This window comes from Pseudodonghicola sp. (genome assembly GCF_048268305.1).
Lineage (GTDB): Bacteria > Pseudomonadota > Alphaproteobacteria > Rhodobacterales > Rhodobacteraceae > Pseudodonghicola.
In genome coordinates, this window is record NZ_JBLWVT010000001.1 from 257,276 (window position 1) to 280,175 (window position 22,900).

Annotated in this window: 26 protein-coding genes; 18 read left to right on the top strand and 8 right to left on the bottom strand. The window is 66.3% G+C overall.

Annotated features, from left to right (window positions below; translation table 11 throughout):
• Window positions 1-97: 97 nt before the first annotated feature.
• The 8 genes from ACN0V4_RS01265 to ACN0V4_RS01300 all read left to right on the top strand — a co-directional run bounded on the left by ACN0V4_RS01265 (window position 98) and on the right by ACN0V4_RS01300 (window position 7,339).
• Window positions 98-634, top strand: a complete 537-nt coding sequence (locus tag ACN0V4_RS01265) for a CoxG family protein (RefSeq protein ID WP_417672695.1) — start codon at window positions 98-100, stop codon at window positions 632-634.
• 129 nt (window positions 635-763) lie between these two features.
• Window positions 764-1,561 (top strand): S49 family peptidase, encoded by a 798-nt coding sequence (locus ACN0V4_RS01270; protein WP_417672696.1) that lies wholly within the window; start codon window positions 764-766, stop codon window positions 1,559-1,561.
• A gap of 168 nt (window positions 1,562-1,729) precedes the next feature.
• Window positions 1,730-2,689: a calcium/sodium antiporter gene (locus tag ACN0V4_RS01275; RefSeq protein ID WP_417672697.1), complete on the top strand. Its 960-nt coding sequence runs from the start codon at window positions 1,730-1,732 to the stop codon at window positions 2,687-2,689.
• 24 nt (window positions 2,690-2,713) lie between these two features.
• Entirely contained in the window at window positions 2,714-3,490 is a 777-nt protein-coding gene (locus tag ACN0V4_RS01280; RefSeq protein WP_417672698.1) for an SDR family oxidoreductase, read from the top strand.
• 290 nt (window positions 3,491-3,780) lie between these two features.
• The gene (uvrC, locus tag ACN0V4_RS01285; protein WP_417672699.1) at window positions 3,781-5,697 is read left to right on the top strand and encodes an excinuclease ABC subunit UvrC; all 1,917 of its coding nucleotides are present in this window, start codon (window positions 3,781-3,783) and stop codon (window positions 5,695-5,697) included.
• A 278-nt stretch (window positions 5,698-5,975) separates the two neighbouring features.
• Complete coding sequence (pgsA, locus tag ACN0V4_RS01290; RefSeq protein ID WP_417672700.1) at window positions 5,976-6,647, top strand: CDP-diacylglycerol--glycerol-3-phosphate 3-phosphatidyltransferase; 672 nt, start codon at window positions 5,976-5,978, stop codon at window positions 6,645-6,647.
• Window positions 6,647-6,892 (top strand): molybdopterin converting factor subunit 1, encoded by a 246-nt coding sequence (moaD, locus tag ACN0V4_RS01295; protein WP_417672701.1) that lies wholly within the window; start codon window positions 6,647-6,649, stop codon window positions 6,890-6,892. The genes pgsA and moaD overlap by 1 nt, the downstream gene beginning before the upstream one ends.
• A gap of 3 nt (window positions 6,893-6,895) precedes the next feature.
• Complete coding sequence (locus ACN0V4_RS01300) at window positions 6,896-7,339, top strand: molybdenum cofactor biosynthesis protein MoaE (RefSeq protein ID WP_417672702.1); 444 nt, start codon at window positions 6,896-6,898, stop codon at window positions 7,337-7,339.
• Window positions 7,340-7,470: 131 nt separating this feature from the next.
• Here ACN0V4_RS01300 and ACN0V4_RS01305 read toward each other — a convergent pair whose 3' ends face one another.
• The 3 genes from ACN0V4_RS01305 to ubiA all read right to left on the bottom strand — a co-directional run bounded on the left by ACN0V4_RS01305 (window position 7,471) and on the right by ubiA (window position 10,859).
• Window positions 7,471-7,788, bottom strand: coding sequence for a hypothetical protein (locus ACN0V4_RS01305; RefSeq protein ID WP_417672703.1), 318 nt, complete (start codon window positions 7,786-7,788; stop codon window positions 7,471-7,473).
• 33 nt (window positions 7,789-7,821) lie between these two features.
• Window positions 7,822-9,819 carry an OmpA family protein gene (locus tag ACN0V4_RS01310; protein ID WP_417672704.1) on the bottom strand — a complete coding sequence of 666 codons (1,998 nt, stop codon included), beginning with the start codon at window positions 9,817-9,819 and terminating at the stop codon, window positions 7,822-7,824.
• Window positions 9,820-9,884: 65 nt separating this feature from the next.
• Window positions 9,885-10,859, bottom strand: a complete 975-nt coding sequence (gene ubiA / locus ACN0V4_RS01315) for a 4-hydroxybenzoate octaprenyltransferase (RefSeq protein ID WP_417672705.1) — start codon at window positions 10,857-10,859, stop codon at window positions 9,885-9,887.
• Window positions 10,860-10,871: 12 nt separating this feature from the next.
• Here ubiA and ACN0V4_RS01320 point away from each other — a divergent pair, with 12 nt between their 5' ends.
• The 5 genes from ACN0V4_RS01320 (at window position 10,872) to ACN0V4_RS01340 (ending at window position 14,876) form a co-directional block, all read left to right on the top strand.
• On the top strand, window positions 10,872-11,594 hold the full coding sequence (locus tag ACN0V4_RS01320) for a 16S rRNA (uracil(1498)-N(3))-methyltransferase (RefSeq protein ID WP_417672706.1): 723 nt from the start codon (window positions 10,872-10,874) through the stop codon (window positions 11,592-11,594).
• Entirely contained in the window at window positions 11,591-12,451 is an 861-nt protein-coding gene (locus ACN0V4_RS01325) for a GNAT family N-acetyltransferase (RefSeq protein ID WP_417672707.1), read from the top strand. The genes ACN0V4_RS01320 and ACN0V4_RS01325 overlap by 4 nt, the downstream gene beginning before the upstream one ends.
• Window positions 12,448-12,975, top strand: a complete 528-nt coding sequence (locus tag ACN0V4_RS01330; protein ID WP_417672708.1) for a hypothetical protein — start codon at window positions 12,448-12,450, stop codon at window positions 12,973-12,975. The genes ACN0V4_RS01325 and ACN0V4_RS01330 overlap by 4 nt, the downstream gene beginning before the upstream one ends.
• Before the next feature lie 63 nt (window positions 12,976-13,038).
• Window positions 13,039-14,409, top strand: a complete 1,371-nt coding sequence (locus ACN0V4_RS01335) for a glutamate--cysteine ligase (protein ID WP_417672709.1) — start codon at window positions 13,039-13,041, stop codon at window positions 14,407-14,409.
• A 206-nt stretch (window positions 14,410-14,615) separates the two neighbouring features.
• Window positions 14,616-14,876 (top strand): hypothetical protein, encoded by a 261-nt coding sequence (locus tag ACN0V4_RS01340; RefSeq protein WP_417672710.1) that lies wholly within the window; start codon window positions 14,616-14,618, stop codon window positions 14,874-14,876.
• A 30-nt stretch (window positions 14,877-14,906) separates the two neighbouring features.
• On the opposite strand, the gene plsY is transcribed toward ACN0V4_RS01340, so the two are convergent.
• The 5 genes from plsY to ACN0V4_RS01365 are packed head-to-tail and all read right to left on the bottom strand — an operon-like array spanning window position 14,907 to window position 18,646.
• Window positions 14,907-15,512, bottom strand: a complete 606-nt coding sequence (gene plsY / locus ACN0V4_RS01345; RefSeq protein WP_417672711.1) for a glycerol-3-phosphate 1-O-acyltransferase PlsY — start codon at window positions 15,510-15,512, stop codon at window positions 14,907-14,909.
• Window positions 15,512-16,798 carry a dihydroorotase gene (gene pyrC, locus ACN0V4_RS01350; RefSeq protein ID WP_417672712.1) on the bottom strand — a complete coding sequence of 429 codons (1,287 nt, stop codon included), beginning with the start codon at window positions 16,796-16,798 and terminating at the stop codon, window positions 15,512-15,514. Before pyrC ends, plsY begins: the two co-directional genes overlap by 1 nt.
• Window positions 16,795-17,178: a hypothetical protein gene (locus ACN0V4_RS01355; protein WP_417672713.1), complete on the bottom strand. Its 384-nt coding sequence runs from the start codon at window positions 17,176-17,178 to the stop codon at window positions 16,795-16,797. Before ACN0V4_RS01355 ends, pyrC begins: the two co-directional genes overlap by 4 nt.
• Complete coding sequence (locus ACN0V4_RS01360) at window positions 17,175-17,708, bottom strand: hypothetical protein (RefSeq protein ID WP_417672714.1); 534 nt, start codon at window positions 17,706-17,708, stop codon at window positions 17,175-17,177. Before ACN0V4_RS01360 ends, ACN0V4_RS01355 begins: the two co-directional genes overlap by 4 nt.
• Window positions 17,705-18,646: an aspartate carbamoyltransferase catalytic subunit gene (locus ACN0V4_RS01365; RefSeq protein WP_417672715.1), complete on the bottom strand. Its 942-nt coding sequence runs from the start codon at window positions 18,644-18,646 to the stop codon at window positions 17,705-17,707. The genes ACN0V4_RS01360 and ACN0V4_RS01365 overlap by 4 nt, the downstream gene beginning before the upstream one ends.
• A 127-nt stretch (window positions 18,647-18,773) precedes the next feature.
• On the opposite strand from ACN0V4_RS01365, the gene ACN0V4_RS01370 reads away from it, so the two are divergent.
• From ACN0V4_RS01370 to ACN0V4_RS01390, 5 genes are all read left to right on the top strand, one after another.
• On the top strand, window positions 18,774-19,550 hold the full coding sequence (locus ACN0V4_RS01370) for a uracil-DNA glycosylase (RefSeq protein WP_417672716.1): 777 nt from the start codon (window positions 18,774-18,776) through the stop codon (window positions 19,548-19,550).
• A 16-nt stretch (window positions 19,551-19,566) separates the two neighbouring features.
• Window positions 19,567-20,166 carry a metallophosphoesterase family protein gene (locus ACN0V4_RS01375; protein WP_417672717.1) on the top strand — a complete coding sequence of 200 codons (600 nt, stop codon included), beginning with the start codon at window positions 19,567-19,569 and terminating at the stop codon, window positions 20,164-20,166.
• Window positions 20,163-20,786, top strand: a complete 624-nt coding sequence (locus ACN0V4_RS01380) for a LysE family translocator (protein ID WP_417672718.1) — start codon at window positions 20,163-20,165, stop codon at window positions 20,784-20,786. Before ACN0V4_RS01375 ends, ACN0V4_RS01380 begins: the two co-directional genes overlap by 4 nt.
• A gap of 6 nt (window positions 20,787-20,792) precedes the next feature.
• Window positions 20,793-21,335, top strand: a complete 543-nt coding sequence (moaB, locus tag ACN0V4_RS01385; RefSeq protein ID WP_417673060.1) for a molybdenum cofactor biosynthesis protein B — start codon at window positions 20,793-20,795, stop codon at window positions 21,333-21,335.
• Between the two features lie 101 nt (window positions 21,336-21,436).
• Window positions 21,437-22,900, top strand: coding sequence for an efflux RND transporter periplasmic adaptor subunit (locus ACN0V4_RS01390; protein WP_417672719.1), 1,464 nt, complete (start codon window positions 21,437-21,439; stop codon window positions 22,898-22,900).

Below are 22,900 nucleotides of genomic sequence, written 5' to 3' on the forward strand. Positions count from 1 at the left end.
CCGCTTTGCGACTTTGCCGACGGATCGGCAGCTGCGACATCTTGGCCCGGAGGGGGCTTCTGGGATAGGTTGATCTCACCAGCAAGGAGGGCCCGTCATGCAACTGAGCGACAGCCGCGAAATCCAGGCCGATCCGGCCACTGTCTACGCCGCCATTCTGAACCCCGAGGTATTGAAGGCCTGCGTGCCCGGCGCCTCTGAGGTGACGGGCAACCCCGAGGAGGGCTATGCCGCCACGGTGACCCAGAAGGTCGGGCCGGTGAAGGCCACCTTCAAGGGCGAGGTCACCATGTCGGACATGGTGGAGAACGAGCGGCTCACCATCACTGGCGAGGGCAAGGGCGGGGCGGCCGGTTTCGCCAAGGGCGGCGCCAATGTCAGGCTGGAGCCGAACGAGACCGGCGGCACGGTTCTGCATTACGAGGTCGAGGCCAAGGTGGGCGGCAAGCTGGCACAGCTTGGCAGCCGGCTGATCGACGGGTTCGCCAAGAAGATGGCGGATCAGTTCTTCGTCAACCTGCAGGAGCAGATCGAAGGCCCGGCCGTGCCGGAAGAGGGTGCCGAGGCGGCCGATGAGGCGGCAGAGGGCGGCGAGAAGAAGGGCTGGTTGAAGCGGATCACCGGGCGCGAGTGATCGTTCGGCTCGTCCCGGCGCCGCGGCGGATGGTGCCGGCATGGGCCGTTGCGACGAAAACCTCACGGGGCGGTGTTTCTGTGGGTGCCGCACCTTGTTTGTCGGCAAGCGGCATTCTACATCGGCTGCATGAAGCTGCGCCTGCCCTTTCTCAAGAACCCGCCGCTCGTCTCTGTGGTGCGCCTGACCGGCACGATCGGTCTGGGCGGACGCAATTCCCTGAACGATGCGACGCTGGCGCCGCTGCTGGAAAAGGCCTTCCGACGCGGCAAGCCGGCGGCGGTGGCGATCGAGCTGAATTCGCCCGGCGGCTCGCCGGTGCAGAGCGCGCTGATCGGCGCGCGGATCCGGCGGCTTTCGGAAGAGACCAAGGTGCCGGTCTTTGTCTTCGTCGAGGATGTGGCGGCCTCCGGCGGTTATTGGATCGCCTGCGCCGCGGATGAGGTCTGGGCTGATGCCTCGTCTATCCTGGGGTCGATCGGGGTGATCTCCTCCGGATTCGGCGCGCATATCTTCCTGGCGCGCCAGGGGCTTGAGCGCCGCGTCTATACCGCGGGCAGCTCCAAATCCATGCTCGATCCCTTCCGGCCGGAAAACCCCGAGGATGTGGCGCGGCTGAAGCAGATCCTGGGCGATCTGCACGAGAATTTCATTGCCCATGTGAAGGCGCGGCGCGGCGACAAGCTGGATCGGGAGACCGATCTTTTCACCGGGGAAATCTGGCTCGCGCGGCGGGCCACCGAATTGGGGTTGATCGAGGGGATCGGTCACCTGAAACCGAAACTTCAGGAGCGTTTCGGCGACAAGGTGCAGATCCGCCGATATGGGCTGCGTCGGCCGATCTGGTCGCGCTTCGGGGCTGAGCTGGCGCAGGATGTCTTCGCCGGGATCGAGGAGCGCGCAGCCTATGCGCGTTTTGGCCTCTGAAGTGATACTGAAAATCGTTCTGCTGTTTCTCGTGGCGATGGCCGTGCTGGCCATGTTCGGAAAGTTCCGCTTTCCCGGCGCGAAACAGCTTGATGCGGTGCGGTGCCCGCGCTGCGGACGGTTCCGGATCGGCAAGGGGCGCTGCGACTGCGGACATAGGGGACGATGATGACTGTTTGGCTTTTTGCGGGGCTCGGGCTGGTGATCCTGCTGCTGGCCGGGGACATATTGGTCCGCGGTGCGGTGAACCTGAGCCTGAGGTTGGGGGTGCCGGCGCTGATCGTCAGCCTGACCATCGTGGCTTTCGGCACCTCGGCGCCCGAGCTGCTGATCTCGATCAAGGCGGTGCTTGACCATGCTCCGGGCATCGCGCTGGGCAATGTGGTCGGCTCGAATACCGCCAATATCCTGATCGTGCTGGGGCTGCCCGCAATCATGGCCAAGATGCACACCAGCCAGTGCGACAGCCGCAAGACCTATGTCTATATGCTGCTGTCGACGGTGCTGTTCATCTCGCTCGCCTATCGCGGGGTGTTCGATCTCTTGGCTGGGGGCATCCTGCTGGCGGCGCTGGCGCTGATGCTCTGGGATCAGATGCGCGAGGCGGCGCGCCATCGCCGCCAGGGAAAAGAGGCGGCTGACGAGGCGCTGCTGGAAGGTCTGGAAGAGGCGGACCCGAACATGCCCTGGTGGCGGATCGGGCTCTATCTGGTGCTGGGTCTGGCCGGGCTGCCACTGGGCGCCGGGCTCTTGGTCGACAATGCCACCGTCATCGCCCACACCTATGGGGTGAGCGATACGGTCATCGGCCTGACGCTGGTGGCGGTGGGGACCTCGCTGCCCGAGTTGGCGACCACCGTCATGGCGGCACTGCGCAAGCAGGCGGATGTCGCGCTGGGCAATGTCATCGGCTCGAACATGTTCAACCTGCTCGGGATCATCGGGGTGGCAACGCTGTTCGGCCCGATCTCGGTCGATCCTCAGTTCCTGCATTTCGATCTCTGGGTGATGCTGGCGGCCTCGCTGTTGCTGATCCCCTTCGTCTTCCTGCGCTTCGATCTTACCAGGCTCTGGGGCGTTGTGCTTTGCGCGCTCTACGGGCTCTATGTCGTGGCGATCCTGGCCTGAGCACAGGAAGACGAAGGAGGCGATATGCGCGCATTGGTGACCGGGGCAGGGGCGCGGCTGGGGCGGGCGATGGCGCTCTATCTGGCCGGGCGGGGCTTTGACGTCGCGGTGCATTACTCCACCTCGCAAGAGGGCGCCGAGGAGACCGCCGCGGCGATCCGCGCGCTTGGCCGCCGGGCGGTGACCCTGCACGCCGATCTGCTGGACGAGGATCAGACCCAGACGTTGTTCCCCCGCGCGGTGGAGGCACTGGGCGGTCCGGTGACCTGCCTGATCAACAACGCCTCGATCTTTGAATATGACACCGTGCAGACCGCCAGCCGGCAAAGCTGGGACCGGCATCTGGAAAGCAACCTGCGGGCGCCCTTCGTGCTGACCCAGGCGATGGCCGGTCAGGGGCTTGAAGCCGGCCGGGACGACAGGGGCGAACCCCAGGCCGTTGGGCTGATCGTCAACATGATCGACCAGCGGGTGCACAAGCTGACGCCCGAGTTCATGACCTATACCATTGCCAAGATGGGGCTTTGGGCGATGACGCGCACCACGGCGCAGGCGCTGGCGCCGGCGATCCGGGTCAATGCGATCGGCCCCGGTCCCACCCTGAAAGGGGCTCGCCAGACCGAGGCGCATTTCACCTCGCAGCGTGCCAACACGGTTCTTGGACGTGGCGCGAATCCTGCCGATATCACCGCGGCGCTTGGCTATTTCCTGGATGCGCCGGCGGTCACCGGACAGCTTCTGTGCGTCGATGGCGGCCAGCATCTGGGATGGCGAACTCCCGACATCCTGGGGCCGGAATGATGTGTAACCGGTGAAGTTGTGCACTGGTCACGCTGTCGTTACAGGCACGTTACAAAAAGGCCTTTGATTTCATTCACTTGGCGAGGGTCATAAAAAGTTTCTCATGTTTTCAATGAGTTGCAAATGAGATGAAATTTTGGGCAAATCAGGGAAATCCCCTTATTTCAACGAGAATATCGAGATGCCCAGAAGTTATCGTCAGGCTTATCCACAGGTTTGGTGGATTTGTTCGGCCTTGTAATCATGGCCCCGAGATTGCAGCCACCCCGGGAGAATCATAGGGTCGGATCATGAGCGCGCAGACAGGCAGTGAAACAGAATCACCGGCTGACTCGGGTGACGCTGGGGCAGCCTCGCCCCCGCGGCCGACCGGCCACGCCTGCATTCAGGACTATCTCAGAACCCTGGACAGCTCGCCCGGGGTTTATCGCATGCTCGATGCGCAGAACCGGGTGCTCTATGTCGGCAAGGCGCGCAACCTCAAGGCGCGGGTGTCGAATTATGCCCGCCCCTCGGGCCATACCGCGCGCATCGCCCGGATGATCCGGGAAACCGCCTCGATGATGTTCCTGACCACGCGGACCGAGACCGAGGCGCTGCTGCTGGAACAGAACCTGATCAAGCAGCTCAAGCCGAAATACAACGTGCTGCTGCGCGATGACAAAAGCTTTCCCAATATCCTCGTCGCCAAGGATCAGCCCTTTCCCCAGATCATGAAGCACCGCGGCGCCCGCAAGGAGAAGGGCAGCTATTTCGGCCCCTTCGCCAGCGCCGGGGCGGTGAACCGGGTGCTGAACCAGCTGCAGAAGGCGTTCCTGCTGCGCAACTGCTCGGACGCGATGTTCTCCAGCCGGACGCGGCCCTGCCTGCTCTATCAGATCAAGCGGTGTTCGGCGCCCTGCACCGGCCAGATTTCCGAGACGGAGTATGCCGAAGCCGTGCGCGACGCGGAACGCTTCCTGTCGGGACGGTCGACCAAGGTGCAGGAGGAGCTGGCCGAGCAGATGCAGGCGGCCTCCGAGGCGATGGAATTCGAACGTGCCGCCGGCCTGCGCGACCGCATCCGCGCGCTGACCTCGGTGCAGACCTCGCAGGGGATCAACCCGCGCGGCGTGGCCGAGGCCGATGTGATCGCGTTGCATATGGACAGCGGTCAGGCCTGCGTGCAGGTCTTCTTCATCCGGGCGCACCAGAACTGGGGCAACAAGGATTTCTATCCCCGCGTCGGCCCCGATGTCTCGGCGGCCGAGGTGATGGAGGCCTTCATCGGCCAATTCTATGACAACAAGGAACCGCCGCGGCAGTTGCTGCTGTCGGACGCGATCGAAAACGCCGATCTGATGACCGAGGCGTTGGCGGAAAAGGCGGGCCACAAGGTCGAAATCCTGGTCCCCCAGCGCGGCGAAAAGCTGGAGCTGGTTTCCGGGGCGCTCAGGAACGCCCGCGAATCCCTGGCGCGGCGGATGTCGGAAAGCGCGACGCAGACCAAGCTGTTGCAAGGGCTGGCCGAGGCCTTCGGCCTCGACGGTCCGCCGCAGCGGATCGAGGTCTATGACAACTCTCATATCCAGGGCACCAATGCGGTGGGCGCGATGATCGTCGCCGGCCCCGAGGGGTTCCTGAAGAACCAGTATCGCAAGTTCAACATCCGCGGCGACGATCTGACCCCGGGTGACGATTTCGGGATGATGAAAGAGGTTCTGACCCGCCGCTTCACCCGGCTGCTCAAGGAGGATCCGGACCGCGACAAGGGGCTCTGGCCTGATCTGCTGCTGATCGACGGCGGTGCCGGGCAGGTCAGCGCCGTCTATGAGATCATGGAGGAATATGGCGTCGAGGATGTGCCGATGGTGGGGGTCGCCAAGGGCATCGACCGCGATGCCGGCAAGGAGGAGTTCCATCGCCCCGGCGAGAACGCCTTTGCCCTGCGCCACAACGATCCGGTGCTCTATTTCGTCCAGCGGCTGCGCGACGAGGCGCACCGCTTCGCCATTGGCACCCACCGGGCCAAGCGCGCCAAGTCGATGAGCGCCAATCCCCTCGACGACATCGCCGGGGTGGGGGCCACCCGCAAGCGCGCGCTCTTGGCGCATTTCGGCAGCGCCAAGGCGGTCAGCCGGGCCAATCTGGTCGATCTCAAGGCGGTGGAGGGGATCTCGGATGCGCTGGCCGAGACGATCTATGATTTCTTCCACGAAAAGGGTTAGGACGTCGGCCGTCCCTCGCTGAAATCCTTCCAGAGGAGGATTGCGGGCGCTCCTGGCGGTTGGGCCGGCTTGTTTCCTGCACCGGTTCCCAATGAGCATGTCCGATGATTTTCTCGCCTCCGTTCTTCGCAAATATCCTTGCCGGAGGTCGCCGCGGCGGCGATGGGGCATCCCTCTGGCGGCAGATTGTCGCTGGAGGCGGTAATCCGTGCAATCACCGCGCCAAATTCGCCAAAGCCCCGCTTTCAAGTTCTGAAATCCGGGTATAGGGTCCGCCCATGCGATGGAATGTGCCCAATATCCTGACGCTTTTGCGACTTCTGGCGGCCCCCGGTCTGGCCGTGATGTTCCTTTATTTCAGCCGGCCCTATGCCGATTGGTGCGCGCTTCTGCTTTTCGTCGGCGCCGCGATCACCGACTGGTTCGATGGCTATCTGGCCCGGCTGTGGAAGCAGGAAACCAAGATGGGCGCGATGCTTGACCCGATTGCCGACAAGGCGATGGTGGTGATCGCCCTGATGATTCTGGTGGGCTATGCGGCGAAGTACTGGACGCCCTGGCTGGTGCTGCCGGCGACGGTGATTCTGTTCCGCGAAGTCTTTGTCTCCGGTCTGAGGGAATACCTTGGCGATACCGCCGGGACGCTGAAGGTCACCAAGCTGGCCAAGTGGAAGACCACGGCGCAGATGATCGCCATCGCCACCCTGTTTTCGCAGGGGATTTTCGAACATTACCTGGCGCTCTCCGCCTTCGGCGTCGATGCCGGCATGTCGGAAAAGGAACTGGCCGGGGCCCTGGCGGGAAGCGAGGATCTGCGCTGGACCTTCTATGGCATGGTCTGGTCCGGTCGGGTCGGGCTTTGGTTGCTGTGGATCGCCGCTGCTCTGACGTTGATCACCGGCGCCGATTATCTGCGCAAGGCGCTGCCCTATCTGCGGGAGACACGCTGATGCAGGTGCTTTATTTCGCCTGGGTGCGCGAGCGGATCGGCCTGCCGCGCGAGGAGATCGAGACCGCTGCGGTTACGGTGGCCGATCTGGTCGCCGAGCTTATCGAGCGTGAAGACCGCTATGCCATGGCCTTTGCCGATCTTTCGGCGTTGCGCGTTGCGCTCGACCAGGAGCTGTCGGATTTCGACGCGCCGCTGGCCGGCGTGCGCGAGGTGGCCTTCTTCCCGCCGATGACCGGGGGCTGAGCCATGCGCATCGCGGTCCAGGCCGAGCCGTTCGATCTGGGGGCAGAGGCGAATGGCTTTGCCGCAGGCATTGCCGGGGCAGGGGCCGTGGTCACCTTTACCGGCGTGGTGCGCGATCTGCCCGAAGGCGGGTTGCGGGCGATGGAGATCGAGCATTATCCGGGCATGACCGAAAGGGCGATCACCGTGATCGCCGAGGAGGCCGCCGCGCGCTGGCAGCTTTGCGATCTTCTGGTCATCCACCGCCATGGTCGGCTTGCCCCGGGTGAGGCGATCATGATGGTCGCCACCGCCGCGCCGCATCGTGCCGCGGCTTTTGAGGCGGCGGAATTCATGATGGATTATCTGAAATCCCGTGCCCCCTTCTGGAAGAAAGAGATCACCTCGGACAGCGAGGGGTGGGTGGCGGCGAAAGAGGCCGACGAGAAGGCCCTGGATCGCTGGTAGCGTCGATTGCCTCAAGGGGCGTGTTTTAACATCGACGCTTCGGGCTGGTGGCTGGCGCCGGACGCCTCCGGCGGGAGTATTTTTGCAGAGAAGAACAAGGGGAAGGGGCGGTGACGCGGGGCCCCTGCGGCTCAGGCGCGCTCGATCTGCGCCCTGAGTTCCTCGGCCTCCTGACGGGCGTCGCGCAGCCCTTCCATGGCGGCGCGCAGCTCGGCCTCGGCCTGGTTGAGTTGGTTGGTCAGCTCTGCCTCGCGCTGCTGCAGATAGGTGATCGCCTGGTCGCGGGTTTCCTCCGCCTCATGCAGCTCCTGGCTCATCCGGTCGAGATCGGCGACGTCGCTCTGCCGCACGCGGGTAAAGCGATGCACCAGCCAATTCGCGAACCAGCCCATGGCGAAGGCGATGAAGAGGATGATCGCCGTGGTGATGATGAATTCTGTTCGGTTCATGCGCTCTCCTTGCCGCGGGGGGCGGTCGCCTGGTCAGTCATCGCCGGAGCCTTCGGTCTCGGCAGGGATGTCGTCGCCGGTATTCTGGTGGGAGAGATCCTCCATCGCCGCCCCGTCTCCCTCAGGGATATCCTCGGGGTCGGTCTCGGTGTCGTCCTGAGGCGCGTCGACGGTCGGTTTGTCGGCCATGTTGTCGAGCGTGGTGGTCTCTTCCGACGTCGCCTTGGGGCGGATCAGCTTGAATTCGATCCGGCGGTTGGCCTCGCGGCCGTCTTCGGTGTCATTGCCGGCGATCGGCTTGGTTTCGCCATAGCCGACCGCGGCGAAGCTCGAGGTCAGCACCCGGCGGGCGCGCAGTTCGTTCAGCACCGATTGCGCCCGCGCCTGGCTGAGCTGGAGGTTCATCTCCTCGCGGCCCTGGCTGTCGGTATGGCCCTGGATTTCCAGCCGCAGCCCTTCGCAGTCGGAGAGGATTTCGGTGATCTTGTCGAGGATCGGTCGCGATTCGGCGGCAATGGTGGCAGAGCCGGGCTCGAAGGTGATCTTGCCATCCTTCTGCGCCTCGCTCAGGCGACGTTCGCAGACCTCGGGGTCGGCGGGCGCGTCGGCGGGCGGCGGTGGCGCCCGATAGGTGATGTTGAGGGTGAAATTCTCGGCCTCGCCGAGCTTGTCGGACAGCAGCCGCGAGATATTCGCCTTGGCGTCCTCGTCATAGCTGACGCCCCGCAGTTCCAGCATGTCGGGGGTGACGCTGACCGATCCGTTGATGAGCTGCGACAGTGCCTCGAGGCCGGCCAGCACCCGCACCCCCCAGTCACCGGGCAGCCCTTCGGCCAGCCGTGCGGCGGTATGGACGTTTTCCGAGCCGAAACGCGCCTTGGCATAGCTGTCGGCCATCTGCCGCAAGGTCTCGTCGCTGAGCCGTCCGCGCAGCTGCACCAGGCCTTCGGGGCTGAGGGTGGCGATGAATTCCGGCGGGCCGTCGGCGGCATCGGCGGCGGCGGGCGGTAGCATCGCGTGCAGCGCGAAGACATCGGGCAGGGCGGTTTCCAGCTCCCCCACCACCCGGTCGAAATGGCCCGCGTCGGTGCCCTGGGCGGCCACCAGCGTGATATCGGCATCGGCGAAGGTGATCGAGCCGCCACCGAGATCGGAAAGCGCGGCGATCGCGAGTTCGGCAGCCCGGGCCCAGTTCGGCGAGGGCACGCCCATGCCGATAACGCAGCTCGCCTCTCCGGTCAGCCCGGCGGCGCGGGCGGCGGCCAGAATGCGGTCGCGTGCCTCTTCGTCATCGGCGGAACAGGCATCGAAATGGCCGCCGGCCTCGTCGATGACATAGCGCAGGGTGAAGGGGGTGATCACCGGGCGCGGCGCCGCGATATCGAGCGACAGGCGCAGTCCCGGCGGCGCCGCGCGGGTCAGCTTGGTCTCAAGCGTCTTCTTCGCCTCGCGGCTGTCGACGATGGCGGTGATCGCCACCTCGCCGGCGCTGACCGAGACCTTGGCGCGCGGCAGATCCTCGAGCGCCCTCATGGCATAGCGCATCGCGTCGTCCCAGCCGGGGGGCGCGGGATAGGCGGCGCTTTCCAACAGGTCTGTGATCTTCTTGCCGGGGTCGAGATCTTCCAGATCGTCGACCATTTCGCTCCGGTCGGTGGAAGAGGGCACCAGGCCGATCACCGAAATGCCGCTGCCGTTGCGCAGCAGTTCGACCGAGAACCGCGGCGGTGCCAGATCGGCGGTGGGGGTGATCTGCATTTCGTCGATCACCCGGGCGGCGTCGATGGTCCGGCCGATGGCCGAGATGGCGGCAAAGCGCGCGGCCTCGTCCGGGGCGGTGCCCGAGACGATCACTCGAAGTCCGTTGGCCTGAACCTCGGCCCAGGGAAAGCCGGATTGATCGAGGGTGCGGCGCAGGTCGATCTCGGTGGTTTCCTCGATGGCTGACACCGCGAACCCCGCCGCGACAAGGCAGAGAATGGCGGCGACCCCGAAGGTCGCCCCGGTGGGCAGCAGGGAGGATAGTCGCATAAGGGCTCGGTCTTGGTCTCGTCGGGATCGCGCCGAGTCTTACAGGCCGGGGGCGGGCTCTGCAATCATACCAGCAGGGCAGCCAGGAAGAAGATGAGCGGAATCAGGCCGGTGTCGCGGTTGACCCGGAACAGCCGCAGCAGCGTCGGGTTGTCGTCGGGATCGAACTGCCGCAATTGCCAGAGCATATGCCAGCCCATGAACCAGGGGCCTGCCAGCGCCATCACCAGCGACAGGGTGGATCCACGGGTGTCCACCGTGCCGACCACGGCGACCGCCATCAGCAGAACGGTGATCACCAGGAACCGGCGCAGCCAGCGGGGGGTATTGTCGCCGAACAGCCGGGCGGTCGACTTGATGCCGATCAGCGCGTCATCCTCGGTATCCTGATGCGCATAGATGGTGTCATAGAACAGCGTCCAGGAGATGCCGGCGACATAGAGAACCAGTGGCTGCCAGCCGAGGCTGCCGGTATGGGCGGTCCAGGCCAGCAGGGCGCCCCAGTTGAAGGCAAGGCCAAGGAAGACCTGCGGCCACCAGGTGAAGCGTTTGGCGAAGGGATAGACCGCGACCGGCAGCAGCGACAGCACGCCGAGCGCGATGGCCGTGGTGTTGAAGGTCAGCAGGATGGCGCAGGCCAGCAGCGCCTGCAGGCCCATATAGGCCACCGCCTGCTTCAGCGAGACCTGCCCCGAGGGCAGCGGCCGCGACCGGGTGCGTTCGACCGATCCGTCGAAATCGCGGTCGGTGATGTCGTTCCAGGTGCAGCCGGCACCGCGCATCAGCCAGGCGCCCAGGCCACAGCCGACGAAGATCCACAAATCCTCCCACCGGGGCGAGCGGTCCGATAGCATTGCCAGCGTCAGCCCCCACCAGCAGGGCAGCAACAACAGCCAGGTTCCGATCGGCCGGTCGGCGCGCGAAAGCCGCAGATAGGGGCGGGTGGCGGCGGGCGCCAGCGTGTCGACCCAATTGCCGCGCACCGCATCGGCCACCTGGCCGTGCACGTTCGCGTCTGGCGTTGGTGTCACGCGTTGCATATGTAGAGTCCCATGAAAGCGAAGGTCAGGCTCTATGTAGATCACCCGCTGGGTGCGGGGCAATCGGTTCCTCTGTCGCGGGAGCAGGCGCATTACCTTTTCGGCGTGATGCGGCTGATCGCCGGCGACCCTGTTGCGCTGTTCAACGGCCGCGATGGCGAATGGCTGACGACCGTGGCCGAGGCCGGCAAGCGTGGCGGTCTGCTCGATTGCGTGGAACAGTCGCGGCCCTTGATGCCGCCGCCCGATCTCTGGCTGCTGTTCGCCCCGATCAAGAAGGCGCGCACCGATTTCATCGTCGAGAAGGCGGTCGAGATGGGCGCGGCCCGGATCATCCCGGTGCAGACCGATTTCACCAATTCCGAACGCATCCGCCAGGATCGGCTGCAGGCCCATGCGGTCGAGGCGGCCGAGCAATGCGGCGGCACCTTCGTGCCCGAGGTCACCGATCTGCACCGGCTCGATCGGCTGCTGGCCGATTGGCCCGAGGGGCGGCAACTGATGTTCTGCGACGAGGCGGAGGCGGGCGCGGCGCTGACCCTTGAAGGGGCAGAGCCCGGTCCCTGGGCGATCCTGATCGGCCCCGAGGGCGGGTTTTCTGACGCCGAGCGCAAGCGCCTCCTGGCCCAGCCCTTCGCCCGTGCGGTCAGCCTCGGCCCGCGCATCCTGCGCGCCGATACCGCCGCCGTCGCGGCGCTGACGCTCTGGCAGGTGGCGCTGGGAGACTGGAAATGATCCGTCGGGCCGAGGCATCGGACGCGGCGCGGATCGAGGCCTTTCTGGCGGGGCACCCCGAAACCTCGATGTTTCTGCGTGGCAATCTCGAGGCGCATGGCATCGGGCGATCCGACCATGATCATGCCTGCGACTATTTCCTCTGGCCAGCCGAAGGACCGCTGAGGGCGGTCTTCGGCTGTTCCAACAACGGCTTTTTGATGCTGCAATGCCCGGGGCGGGAGGCGGAGGCGCTTGCCGCGGCTGCCCGTGCGCTGACCGGGCGCCAGGTGCAGGGGCTGACCGGAGATGCGGCGCAGGCGCGGCTCTGGCTGGAGGCGCTGGACCTTTCGGGGCGGCTCAAGGTCGATCATGTCGAGCCGCTCTATGATCTCGATTTGCAGGACATGCCGCGCGCCGATCTGGTCTGGCGTCAGCCCGAGGCCGGGGATGAGGCGCTGCTGGCCGCCTGGTTCCAGGGCTATGAGGTCGACACCGGGACCGGTGCTGCCGGCACGCCGCAGGCGGCCGAGGTGGCGCGCGATCGCGCGCGCCGGACCATCGAGGCCGGTATCTGTCAGCTCTTGCTTGAGGCGGGCCGGCCGGTCGGCATGGCGGCGGTGAACGCGCGGGTCAAGGACATCGTGCAGGTCGGCGGCGTCTATGTCCCGCCCGAGGCGCGCAATCGTGGGGCCGGCCGCCGCGTGGTGCAGGCGCTGCTGATGCAGGCCGAGGCCGATGGAGCCCGCCGCGCGATTCTTTTCTCGAACAACGAGGCCGCCTCCCGCGCCTACGAGGCGATCGGGTTCCGCCGGGTCGGCGATTATCTGGTGGCGCTGACCGACGGGGTGGTGACCTTGGGCGGAGTGTCGGCATGAGCTTCATTCGCCCCGAGGTGACAGCGGGTCTGCTCCGCTGGCGCGAGGCGCTGACCGGGGCGGCGGTGGGGCTCCTGGGGCTTTACTGGGCCCTGGGGGTTGGTGGACTGTTGGGTTGGATCGGCTGGCTGCTGATCCCGGCCGGCGCCGGTATCGCGGTGATCGGCCTGCAGCGCGCGCGGTTCCGCATCGAAGGCCGCGGCCCCGGGGTGGTGGTGATCACCGAGGGCGAGATCACCTATATGGGGCCGCTCTCCGGCGGCTCGGTTTCGGTTCAGGATCTTGAACGCCTGGTGCTCGATCCCTCCTCTCACCCCACTCTCTGGGTGTTGGAACAGCCGGGGTTGCCGGTGCTTCACATTCCCGTCAATGCCGAAGGCGCGGGCGATCTCTTCGATGTCTTCAACGCCTTGCCGGGGCTTCGCACCGAACGCATGCTGACCGAACTGAACGGCGGATCGCGCCATCCGGTGGTGATTTGGGAGCGTCATCCATCGCGGCCGGCCCATCAACGGCTGCATTGACAGTCCCGCGATTTCACCGCACCACTGCCCCGGAATGATGCAAGTAGAGAGCGGAGCGCGCGTATGTCCATCCCCCAATCCGGCGGCGGCCTGATCGAGCGGCACGAGGATCTGGCCGAATACCTGGCCTCGGGCTGCAAGCCGAAAGAGGACTGGCGTATCGGCACCGAGCACGAGAAATTCGGCTTTCTCAAGGACGGGCATCTGCCGCTGCCCTATGAGGGCGAAAAGTCGATCCTGACCGTGCTGGAGGCGCTGCGCGACCGCTTCGGCTGGGCCGAGGTGCGCGAGGCCGGCCATCTGATCGGCCTGACCAAGGACGACGCCAATGTCTCGCTGGAGCCGGGCGGGGCGCTGGAGCTGTCGGGGGCGCCGCTCGAGACCATCCACCAGACCTGCGACGAGGTGAACGAACACCTGCGCGAGGTGAAGTCGATCTCGGACGAGATCGGCGTCGGCTTCATCGGCCTGGGCGCCGCGCCGATCTGGACGCATGATCAGATGCCGCTGATGCCCAAGGGGCGTTACAAGCTGATGGACGCCTATATGGGCAAGGTCGGCACCACCGGCACCACGATGATGCGGCGCACCTGCACGGTTCAGGTGAACCTCGATTTCGGGTCCGAGGCCGACATGGTCCAGAAGATGCGCGTCGCCATCGCGCTGCAGCCGGTGGCCACCGCGCTCTTCGCCAATTCGCCCTTCTTCGAGGGCAAGCCCAACGGGATGAAGAGCTATCGCTCCTGGGTGTGGCGGCATATGGATCCGGCGCGCACCGGCATGATCCCCTTCGTCTTCGACGACGATTTCGGGTTTGAACGCTGGGTCGACTACGCGCTCGATGTGCCGATGTATTTCGTCTATCGCGATGGCAAGTACATCAACGCGCTTGGCCAATCCTTCCGCGACTTCCTCAAGGGCGAGCTGCCGGCGCTGCCGGGCGAGAAGCCGACGCTCAGCGACTGGGCCGATCACCTGACCACCGCCTTCCCCGAGGCCCGGGTGAAGAAGTTCATCGAAATGCGCGGCGCCGATGGCGGCCCCTGGCGGCGGCTCTGCGCGCTGCCGGCGCTCTGGGTCGGGCTGATGTACGATCAGGGCGCGCTGGACGCGGCCTGGGATCTGGTCAAGGGCTGGGACGCAGAAACCCGCGAAGCCTGGCGCGTTGCGGCCGGTGACAACGGCCTGCAGGGCGAGGTCGGCGGCAAGTCGATGCGCGATCTGGCCGGTCAGGTGCTGGAGATCGCCCGCGAGGGGCTCAAGGCGCGGGCGCGCCCGGCGCTTTGCGGCATCGAACAGGACGAACGTTATTTCCTCCATGCGCTGGAGGAGAGCATTGAGACCGGCATGACCCCGGCGGATGAGCTGCTGGCCCATTACAACGGCGACTGGCACGGCGATCTGGACAAGATCTACGACGCGTTCAGCTACTGACAGGGCCGGGATTTACGGCCCGTTTCCCGCTGCGGTTTCTTTTGCGCAGGGTTTATTTTCTCAGAAGGTCCGGAAATTCTTTTTCCGGGCCTTTGTTTTTTGTTCATTTATCGTCTCGCCGCCTTATCCTGATCGAGGGGCGGCGCCATTTCCGTGGTTTCTAGATCGCGCTCTGAGGTGCTCATATTGTGGGGAGAGGAAATTCCATGCGTTCCATGATCGTTAATATCTTCGAGATGCTCGTCGCGGTTTTTGTCGTTGTCGGTGTGATCGGCGTGATCGCAACCGGCATTGCGATGATGAGCAACCCCTATGGTGGGGGCGGGGCCGCGAGCCTTCTCTATATCATCGGGGGGTTGGTCTCGATCGTGATGGCCGCGGGCGTGATCTATGTGCTGCTGGATATTCGCGACAATACCAGGCGGACGGCTAATGCCGTCGAGGCCCTGATGAAAAAGGCCGAATAGACGCAGGTTCTGATTGCTGCGTCTTCTGGTCTATTTCTGGCCGATCCTCGGTTCGGTTCCGGCCCTGAGCCGGGCGATATTCGCCCGGTGACGCCAGAAGATCAGCAGGGTCAGCAGGGCGCCCAGCAGCAGTTCCTGGCCGTATCCCAGGCCGACCGCCCAGAAGGTCGAGGCCGCCGCCGCCACCAGCGCGCTGAGCGAGGAGATGCGGCTGAGCAGTGCCACCACCAGCCAGGTCAGACAGCAGGCGATCCCGACCGGCCAGGCCAGCGCCAGCCAAAGGCCCAGGAAGGTCGCCACCCCCTTGCCGCCCTTGAACCCCAGCCAGATCGGAAAGCAATGGCCGGTGAAGGCCAGCAGCCCGGCCAGTTGCGCCGCGTCGTCGGCGGCGAAGGCGCGCGCCAGCAGTACCGCCACCGCCCCCTTGCCGCCATCGAACAGGACGGTCAGCGCCGCCGCCCCCTTGTGCCCGGTCCTGAGCACATTGGTGGCGCCGATATTGCCCGATCCGATCTGGCGCAGATTGCCCAGACCGAAGAGCTTGGTCATCACCATGCCGAAGGGGATCGACCCCAGCCCATAGCCGATCACGGCCCAGAGGATCAGGGTCAGCGCGGAAGAGGTGATCTCGGGCATCAGTCCCTCCGATAGACGGGGGCGCCCGCCACATAGGTTGCCAGTACGCGGCCCTGCATCCGGCCGCCGTCGAACGGGGTGTTCTTGGACTTGGACTTGAGTTTGAACCGGTCGAGCACGAAGGGCGCGTCGGGGTTGAACAGCACCAGATCGGCCGGCGCCCCGGCGGTCAGGCGACCGCTGCCCAGACCCAGCCGCTTGGCCGGGTTCAGGGCGAGCGCGCGGAACAGTTGCGGCAGGCTCAGATCGCCCGAATGATAAAGCCGCAGCGCCGCCGGCAGCAGCGTCTCCAACCCGACCGCGCCGCTCGCGGCCTCCTCGAAAGGCAGGCGTTTGCTTTCCTCGTCCTGCGGCGTGTGCATCGAACAGATGATGTCGATCAGCCCGCTGCGGACCGCCTCGATCACCGCTTGGCGGTCATCTTCCGAGCGCAGTGGCGGCTTCAGCTTGAAGAAGGTGCGGTAATTGGCGACGTCGAATTCGTTCAGCGTCAGGTGGTGGATGCCGACGCCGGCGGTGATATCGAGCCCGTTGGCCTTGGCGCGTTCCAGCGCCGGCAGGGCGCGGGCGGTGGTGATCTGATCGGCGTGATAGCGCGCCCCGGTCATCTCGATCAGCGCGATATCGCGATCAAGCCCCATGCGTTCGGCCATCGGCGACACCGCCGGCAGCCCGCGCAGCGAGGCGAACTTGCCGCTGGTGGCCGCGGCGCCATGGCTCAGCCCCGGCTCCTGCGGGTGGCCGATCACCAGCGCGCCGAGGCTGCGGGCATAGGTCAGCGCCCGGGACAGCACCTTGGTGTCCTCGACCACGTGGTCGCAATCGGTGAAGGCGACGGCGCCGGCGTCCATCAGAAAGCCGATCTCGGTCATCTCGCGGCCCTGCCGGCCCTTGGTCAGCGCCGCCATCGGCAGCACGTTGACCGGCGCGTCGGCCTGGGCGCGGCGGGTGACGAATTCCAGCGTCTCGGGGCTGTCGATGGCGGGGGCGGTGTCGGGGCGGGTGACGATGGTGGTCACCCCGCCGGCCGCCGCCGCCTGTCCGGCGCTGCGATAGCTTTCCTTGTGCCGCTCACCCGGCTCGCAGACCTTCACCCCGAGATCGACGATGCCGGGGGCCAGGCACATGCCGCCACAATCGACCAGCAATTCGCCCGCCCCGGGCGCCGGGGCTTCTCCGCCGCCGGTCGCCGCGATCCGCCCATCGACCACATGCAGCCAGCCGGGCGCATCGGTGCCGGCTTCGGGGTCGATCAACCGGGCGTTGGTGAAAAGGAGATCGGTCATGCCCTTGCCCTTTCTATGGCGGTCACGGTGGCCTGGGGGTCGGCCTGGTACTTGATCAGGTATTTGTGCCCGTCGCGGGTGATGACCTGCACGAAGCTGCCGATGGTGCGGACCGTCTCGATCCGGGCGAGCGGGATGCGCTGGCCGCCGGGGCCGGTCAGGTCGTGCCCCTCGATGGCCCAGACCGCCGCCAGCTCCTCCGAGGCCAGATAGAAACCGCGCAGCGCGATGGCGCCGGCGCCGGCCACCAGCCCGGTCCAGACATAGGGGTTGCCGATCAGCCAGAGGATCAGCGTCGCCGCCGCCATCGCGGCAAGTGCCAGCCAGAGATGGGCGCGGATATAGGCGGCGCGGTCGGCGGGGAAATGGGTCATGCTCATCGGATCACCAGCCAGAGGACAAGGGCGACCAACGCCATGACGATGCCGAACAGCGCGGCGCCGATCCGCCGGGCGCGGTCGCGCGCCGCACGGGGCGACATCCGGGGGGCGGAGTAGAGTTCGGCGCTTTTGGCGTGGAGCGGTTCGGCGCTCCACTCGGGGTCGGGTTCACGATAGGTTGCGATCAGCTTGACGCCGGGGCCCGGCACGATCCGGCAGGCGCGGCCGCCGAAGGCGCGGCTGCGCACCACCATGACCCAGCCCTTCAGCGCCTTGAGCCTGTCGCGATCCGGGGCGATCTGGTCCTCGGGCACGCCGCAGCCGTCGAGCAGATAGCCAGCAAGCCCCAGCTCTTCCAGATCGGCCAGGCGGATCACGTCGATCTGGCCATGGTCGAGCCTTTCGAGCCCCAGCATCTGCTCCGCCGCCCCCGGCTCGCGCTGAAAGGCGGCCTGTTCGGGCCGCATCTCCAGCGCGAAGACACGGATCACCCCGTGTTCGCCGGCCGCGATGCTGAGCGGATCGCTCATCCCAGACGCTCCGCTTCCAGGTTGCGCGCCAGCAGCTCCATCGCCGCCATGCGGACGGCGACACCCATCTCGACCTGATCCTGGATCACGCTGCGGTTGATGTCGTCGGCCAGCGTGCCGTCGATCTCGACACCGCGGTTCATCGGGCCGGGGTGCATCACGATGGCGTCGGGCTTGGCCAGCGCCAGTTTCTCGGCGTCGAGCCCGTAGCGGTGGTAATATTCGCGCTCCGAGGGGATGAAGCCGCCGTCCATCCGCTCCTTCTGCAGCCGCAGCATCATCACCACGTCGACATCCTGCAGCCCTTCGCGCATGTCGTCATAGACCTCGACCCCGAAGGCGTCGATGCCCGAGGGCATCAGGGTGGGCGGGCCGATCAGGCGAATGCGGTTTTCCATCTTGCCCAACAAGAGCAGGTTCGACCGCGCCACGCGGGAATGGGAGATATCGCCGCAGATGGCGATGTTCAGCCGGTGCAGCCGCCCCTTGGCGCGGCGGATCGTCAGCGCATCGAGCAGCGCCTGAGTCGGGTGTTCGTGCTTGCCGTCGCCGGCGTTCAGCACCGCGCAGTTGACCTTCTGCGCCAGCAGATCGACGGCGCCCGAATGCGGGTGGCGCACTACCAGCAGATCGGGGTGCATGGCGTTCAGCGTCATCGCGGTGTCGATCAGCGTCTCGCCCTTCTTGATCGAACTGGCCTGCATGGCCATGTTCATCACATCCGCCCCCAGCCGTTTGCCGGCCAGCTCGAAGCTCGCCTGGGTGCGGGTGGAGTTTTCGAAGAACATGTTGATCTGGGTGAGACCGGCCAGGACATCGGCATGTTTGGCCGGCTGGCGGTTCAGGTCCACATAGGTTTCGGCGAGATCGAGGATCGTCACGATGTCCTGCGGGCTCAGCGGTTCGATTCCCAGAAGGTGACGGTGGGCAAAGGACATGCGCGGACTCCGGCTGTGCTGCTGGGGCTGCTTATAGAAAGCCCGCGCGCGCGGGGCAACATCGTGTGGCGCTGTGTAACCCCGCATTGCGGTTTTAGAGGGCGGGTTTCCGCGATAGGGTCCGGGCATGGAATCGGGACTTGATCATCATACCGCACGGGCGCTGCTGGAATGGCAGGTGGAGCTGGGGGCGACGGATGCCATCGGTGATCAGCCGGTGAACCGATACGACTTGCCCGATCATGCCCGCCCGGCGGCGAAATCGGCCGCCGCGCCGGGGCAGGCGGCGCCTGTCGCAGCCAAACCCAAGGGCCCCGATCCGGTCGAGATCGCCCGCGCCGCCGCCGCCAGGGCCGGCGATCTGGACGCGCTGAAGGCGGCGATGGCGGAGTTCGATCTTTGCGAACTGAAGAAGGGCGCGCGTAATCTGGTCTTCGCCGATGGGGTGCGGGGCGCTCCGGTGATGATCATCGGCGAGGCGCCGGGCCGCGACGAGGATCGTGAGGGGCGCCCCTTTGTCGGCCGGGCCGGGCAGTTGCTGGACCGGATGCTTGCCGCCATCGGCCTGTCGCGGACGGAAAACGTCTATATCACCAATGTGCTGCCCTGGCGGCCGCCGCAGAACCGCGATCCCCGGCCTGACGAGATCGCGATGATGAAGCCCTTCCTCGAACGCCATGTGGCGCTGAGCGATCCCAGGCTGATCGTGCTGATGGGCAATATCTCCTGCCAGGCGGTGCTGGGCAAACGCGGCATCACCCGGCTGCACGGTCACTGGGATCAGGCGATGGGCAAGCCCGTCCTGCCGATGTTCCACCCGGCCTATCTGTTGCGCCAGCCCTCGGCCAAGCGGCTCGCCTGGGCCGATCTGCTGGAACTGCGCGCGCGTTTGAATGAAAGCTGAACGAGAGTTGAAAGACATGAAGATCCTTGCCTTTTCCGACCTGCACCTTGCCCGCCGCGCCGCCGCCGACCTGGTCGCGGCCAGCGCCGGCGCCGATCTGGTGATCGGCGCGGGGGATTTCTGCAACATGCGCGAAGGGTTGGATCAGGCGATGGAGCTGCTGTCGGGGATCGCCGCGCCGATGGTGCTGGTCCCCGGCAACAACGAAAGCGCCGAGGAGCTGCGCGCCGCCGTGCCGGCGGAGGTTCGCGTTCTGCATGGCGAGGGGCTTGAGATCGGCGGGCTGCGGCTGTTCGGTCTGGGCGGTGCGGTGCCGCCGGCGCCCTTTGGTGATTGGTCCTGGGACGTGACCGAGGAGGCCGCCGAGGCGCTGCTCGCCTCTTGTGATGCCGTTGACGTGCTGGTGGTCCATTCGCCGCCCAAGGGGGTGGCGGATCGCACCGCTTCGGGCCTTTCCGTCGGCTCCACCGCCGTGCGCGCGGCGATCGAACGGCTGCAGCCGCACCTGGCGCTCTGCGGGCATATCCACGATTGCTGGGGCGAACGCGGCCTGATCGGCCGGACCGAGGTGGTCAACCTCGGCCCCACCGGCACTTGGTTCGAGGTCGGGGAATGATCGACGCCGTCACCCTGCTGGCCTTCGTGCCGGCCGCCTTGGCGCTGAACGTCACCCCAGGTGCCGACATGATGTTCTGTCTGGGGCAGGGGCTGCGCTCGGGTCGTGGCGCGGCGGTGGCGGCGAGCGCGGGGATTTCCGTCGGCGGCATGGTGCATGTGGCGCTGGCGGGGCTGGGGCTCGGCGCGGTGGTGGCGGCGGTGCCGGCGCTGTTCGATGTGATCCGCTGGGTCGGGGTGGGCTATCTGCTCTATCTCGCCTGGGGGGCATTTCGTGGCGGTCATGCCGCCCGGTCGGACCGGCCGGCCTTTTCGCCGTTCAGGGCATTCCGCGCCGGGCTGCTGGTCAATCTCACCAATCCCAAGGTGATCCTCTTCGTGCTGGCCTTCGTGCCGCAATTCGTCCGCCCCGAGGCCGGATCGGTGCTGGGTCAGTTCCTGGCCTTCGGCGCGGTGCTGGGGCTGGGGGGCTTCATCGTCAATTCCGCCGTGGGTATCTTTGCCGGTGGCGCCGGCCGCTGGCTGGCCGGGTCCGCGGCCGCCGGCCGCTGGCTGGGCCGGATCAGCGGAACCATCTTCGCCGCGCTGGCGCTGCGGCTTGCCATTCTGGAAAGGGCCTGAGCCATGGTGGATCGCATCGACGAGAGCAAGGATTTCATTCCGGTCCGCATCGCGGTGCTGACCGTTTCCGATACCCGGACCTTTGCCGATGACAAATCGGGGCAGGTGCTGGTCGAGCGAATCGAACAGGCTGGCCACAAGCTGGCCGCGCGGCAGATCCTGCCGGACGAACGCGACCGGATCACCGATCAGCTTAGGGTCTGGATCGCCGATCCCGAGATCGACGTGGTGATCTCGACCGGCGGCACCGGGTTGACCGGGCGCGACGTGACGGTCGAGGCGCATCGCGATGTCTATGAGAAAGAGATCGACGCCTTCGGCACGGTTTTCACCATCGTCTCGATGCAGAAGATCGGCACCTCTGCCGTGCAGTCGCGGGCCACGGGGGGCGTCGCGGGGGGAACCTATCTTTTCGCGCTGCCGGGGAGCCCGGGCGCCTGCAAAGATGCCTGGGACGAGATTCTCTCCTATCAGCTCGATTATCGTCACCGCCCCTGTAACTTCGTCGAGATTTTTCCGCGCCTGACCGAAAATCAGCGAAGGAAATGATCATCCCGCGCGTATAACCCCGCAAGTTCCCCCTGCCGCTTGGCATTTGGCAGGGCGGGATTAGTTTGTGCGTCAGCCATGCTGCGCGGAAAGGGATAAGAATGCGGTTCTTGCGGCAAAGCCTTCTGGGATTGTTCCTGGCTTCGGTCGTCGTCGCCTTGCTGATCTATGCCGGACAACTGGTCATGGGCGCGATCGAGGCGCGGATGACCGACACGCCGCGCCCGCCGCAGCCGCGCGAAAGGGTCTTTGCCGTCAACCTTCGCCCGGCGCGGATGGAAACCGTCGCTCCGGTGCTGGAGGCCTATGGCCAGGTCGAAAGCCGCCGCACGCTGGAGCTGCGCGCGGCCGTTGGTGGCCGGGTGATCTGGCTGGCGGAGAATTTCGTCGAAGGCGGTGTGGTCTCCGAGGGGGACGATCTGATCTGGATCGACCCGGCCGATGCCGAATCCGCCCGTGACCGGGTGAAAAGCGACCTGCTGGACGCCGAGGCCGAACAACGCGATGCCGCGCGCGCTCTGGCGCTGGCAAAGGATGAACTTGAGGCGGCCCGGGCGCAGGAGGATCTGCGCCAGCGCGCCTTCGAACGCCAGAAGGGCCTGAAGGAACGCGGCGTCGGCTCTGCCGCGGCCGAGGAGGAGGCCGAGCTGGCGCTCGCCGCCGCGCGGCAGTCGGTGCTGTCGCTGCGTCTCGCCGTTGCTCAGGCCGAGGCGCGGGGGGATCAGGCGGTGACGCTGATCGCACGGTCCCGGCTGGCGCTGGAGGAGGCAGAGCGTGATCTGGCCGATACCACGCTGCGCGCCAGGTTTTCCGGCACGCTGTCCGGCGTCACCCTGGTCGAAGGGCGGCTGGTCGCGGCCAACGAGAAACTGGCCGAGCTGATCGACCCCAGATCGCTTGAGGTCGCCTTTCGCATCTCGACCGCGCAATATGCGCGACTGCTGAGCGATCAGGGTTCGCTGATCTCGGCGCCGGTGACGGTGACGCTGGATGTCAGCGGTGCCGCGCTCAGCGCCAAGGGGACGATCAGCCGCGACAGCGCCGCCTCGGGCGTGGGGGTCAGCGGCCGCCTGCTCTATGCCCGGCTTGACGCCGCGCCGGGGTTCAAGCCCGGTGATTTCGTCACCGTCGGAGTGCAGGAGCCGGCGATCGACAATGTCGCGCGGCTGCCGGCCTCGGCGCTTGATGCCGGCGGCACCGTGTTGGTGCTGGGCGAGGGCAACCGGCTCGAGGCGCTGCCGGTCGAACTGGTCCGCCGTCAGGGCGACGATGTGCTGCTGCGTGGCGAGGGGCTTGCTGGCCGCGAGGTGGTGATCGGCCGCACGCCGCTGTTGGGGCCGGGCATCCTGGTCCGGCCGCTGCGCGAGGATGCGAGCGCCGACGCCCGGCCAGAAGACGCGGCGCTGCTGGAACTGAGCGACGAGCGGCGGGCGAAGCTGCGCGCCTTCGTCGAGGCCAATACCGCCATGCCCGATCAGGTCCGCGAGCGGGTGCTGGCGCAACTTGGCGAGCCCAAGGTGCCGGCCCAACTGGTCGAGCGCATTGAATCCCGCATCGGAGGCTAA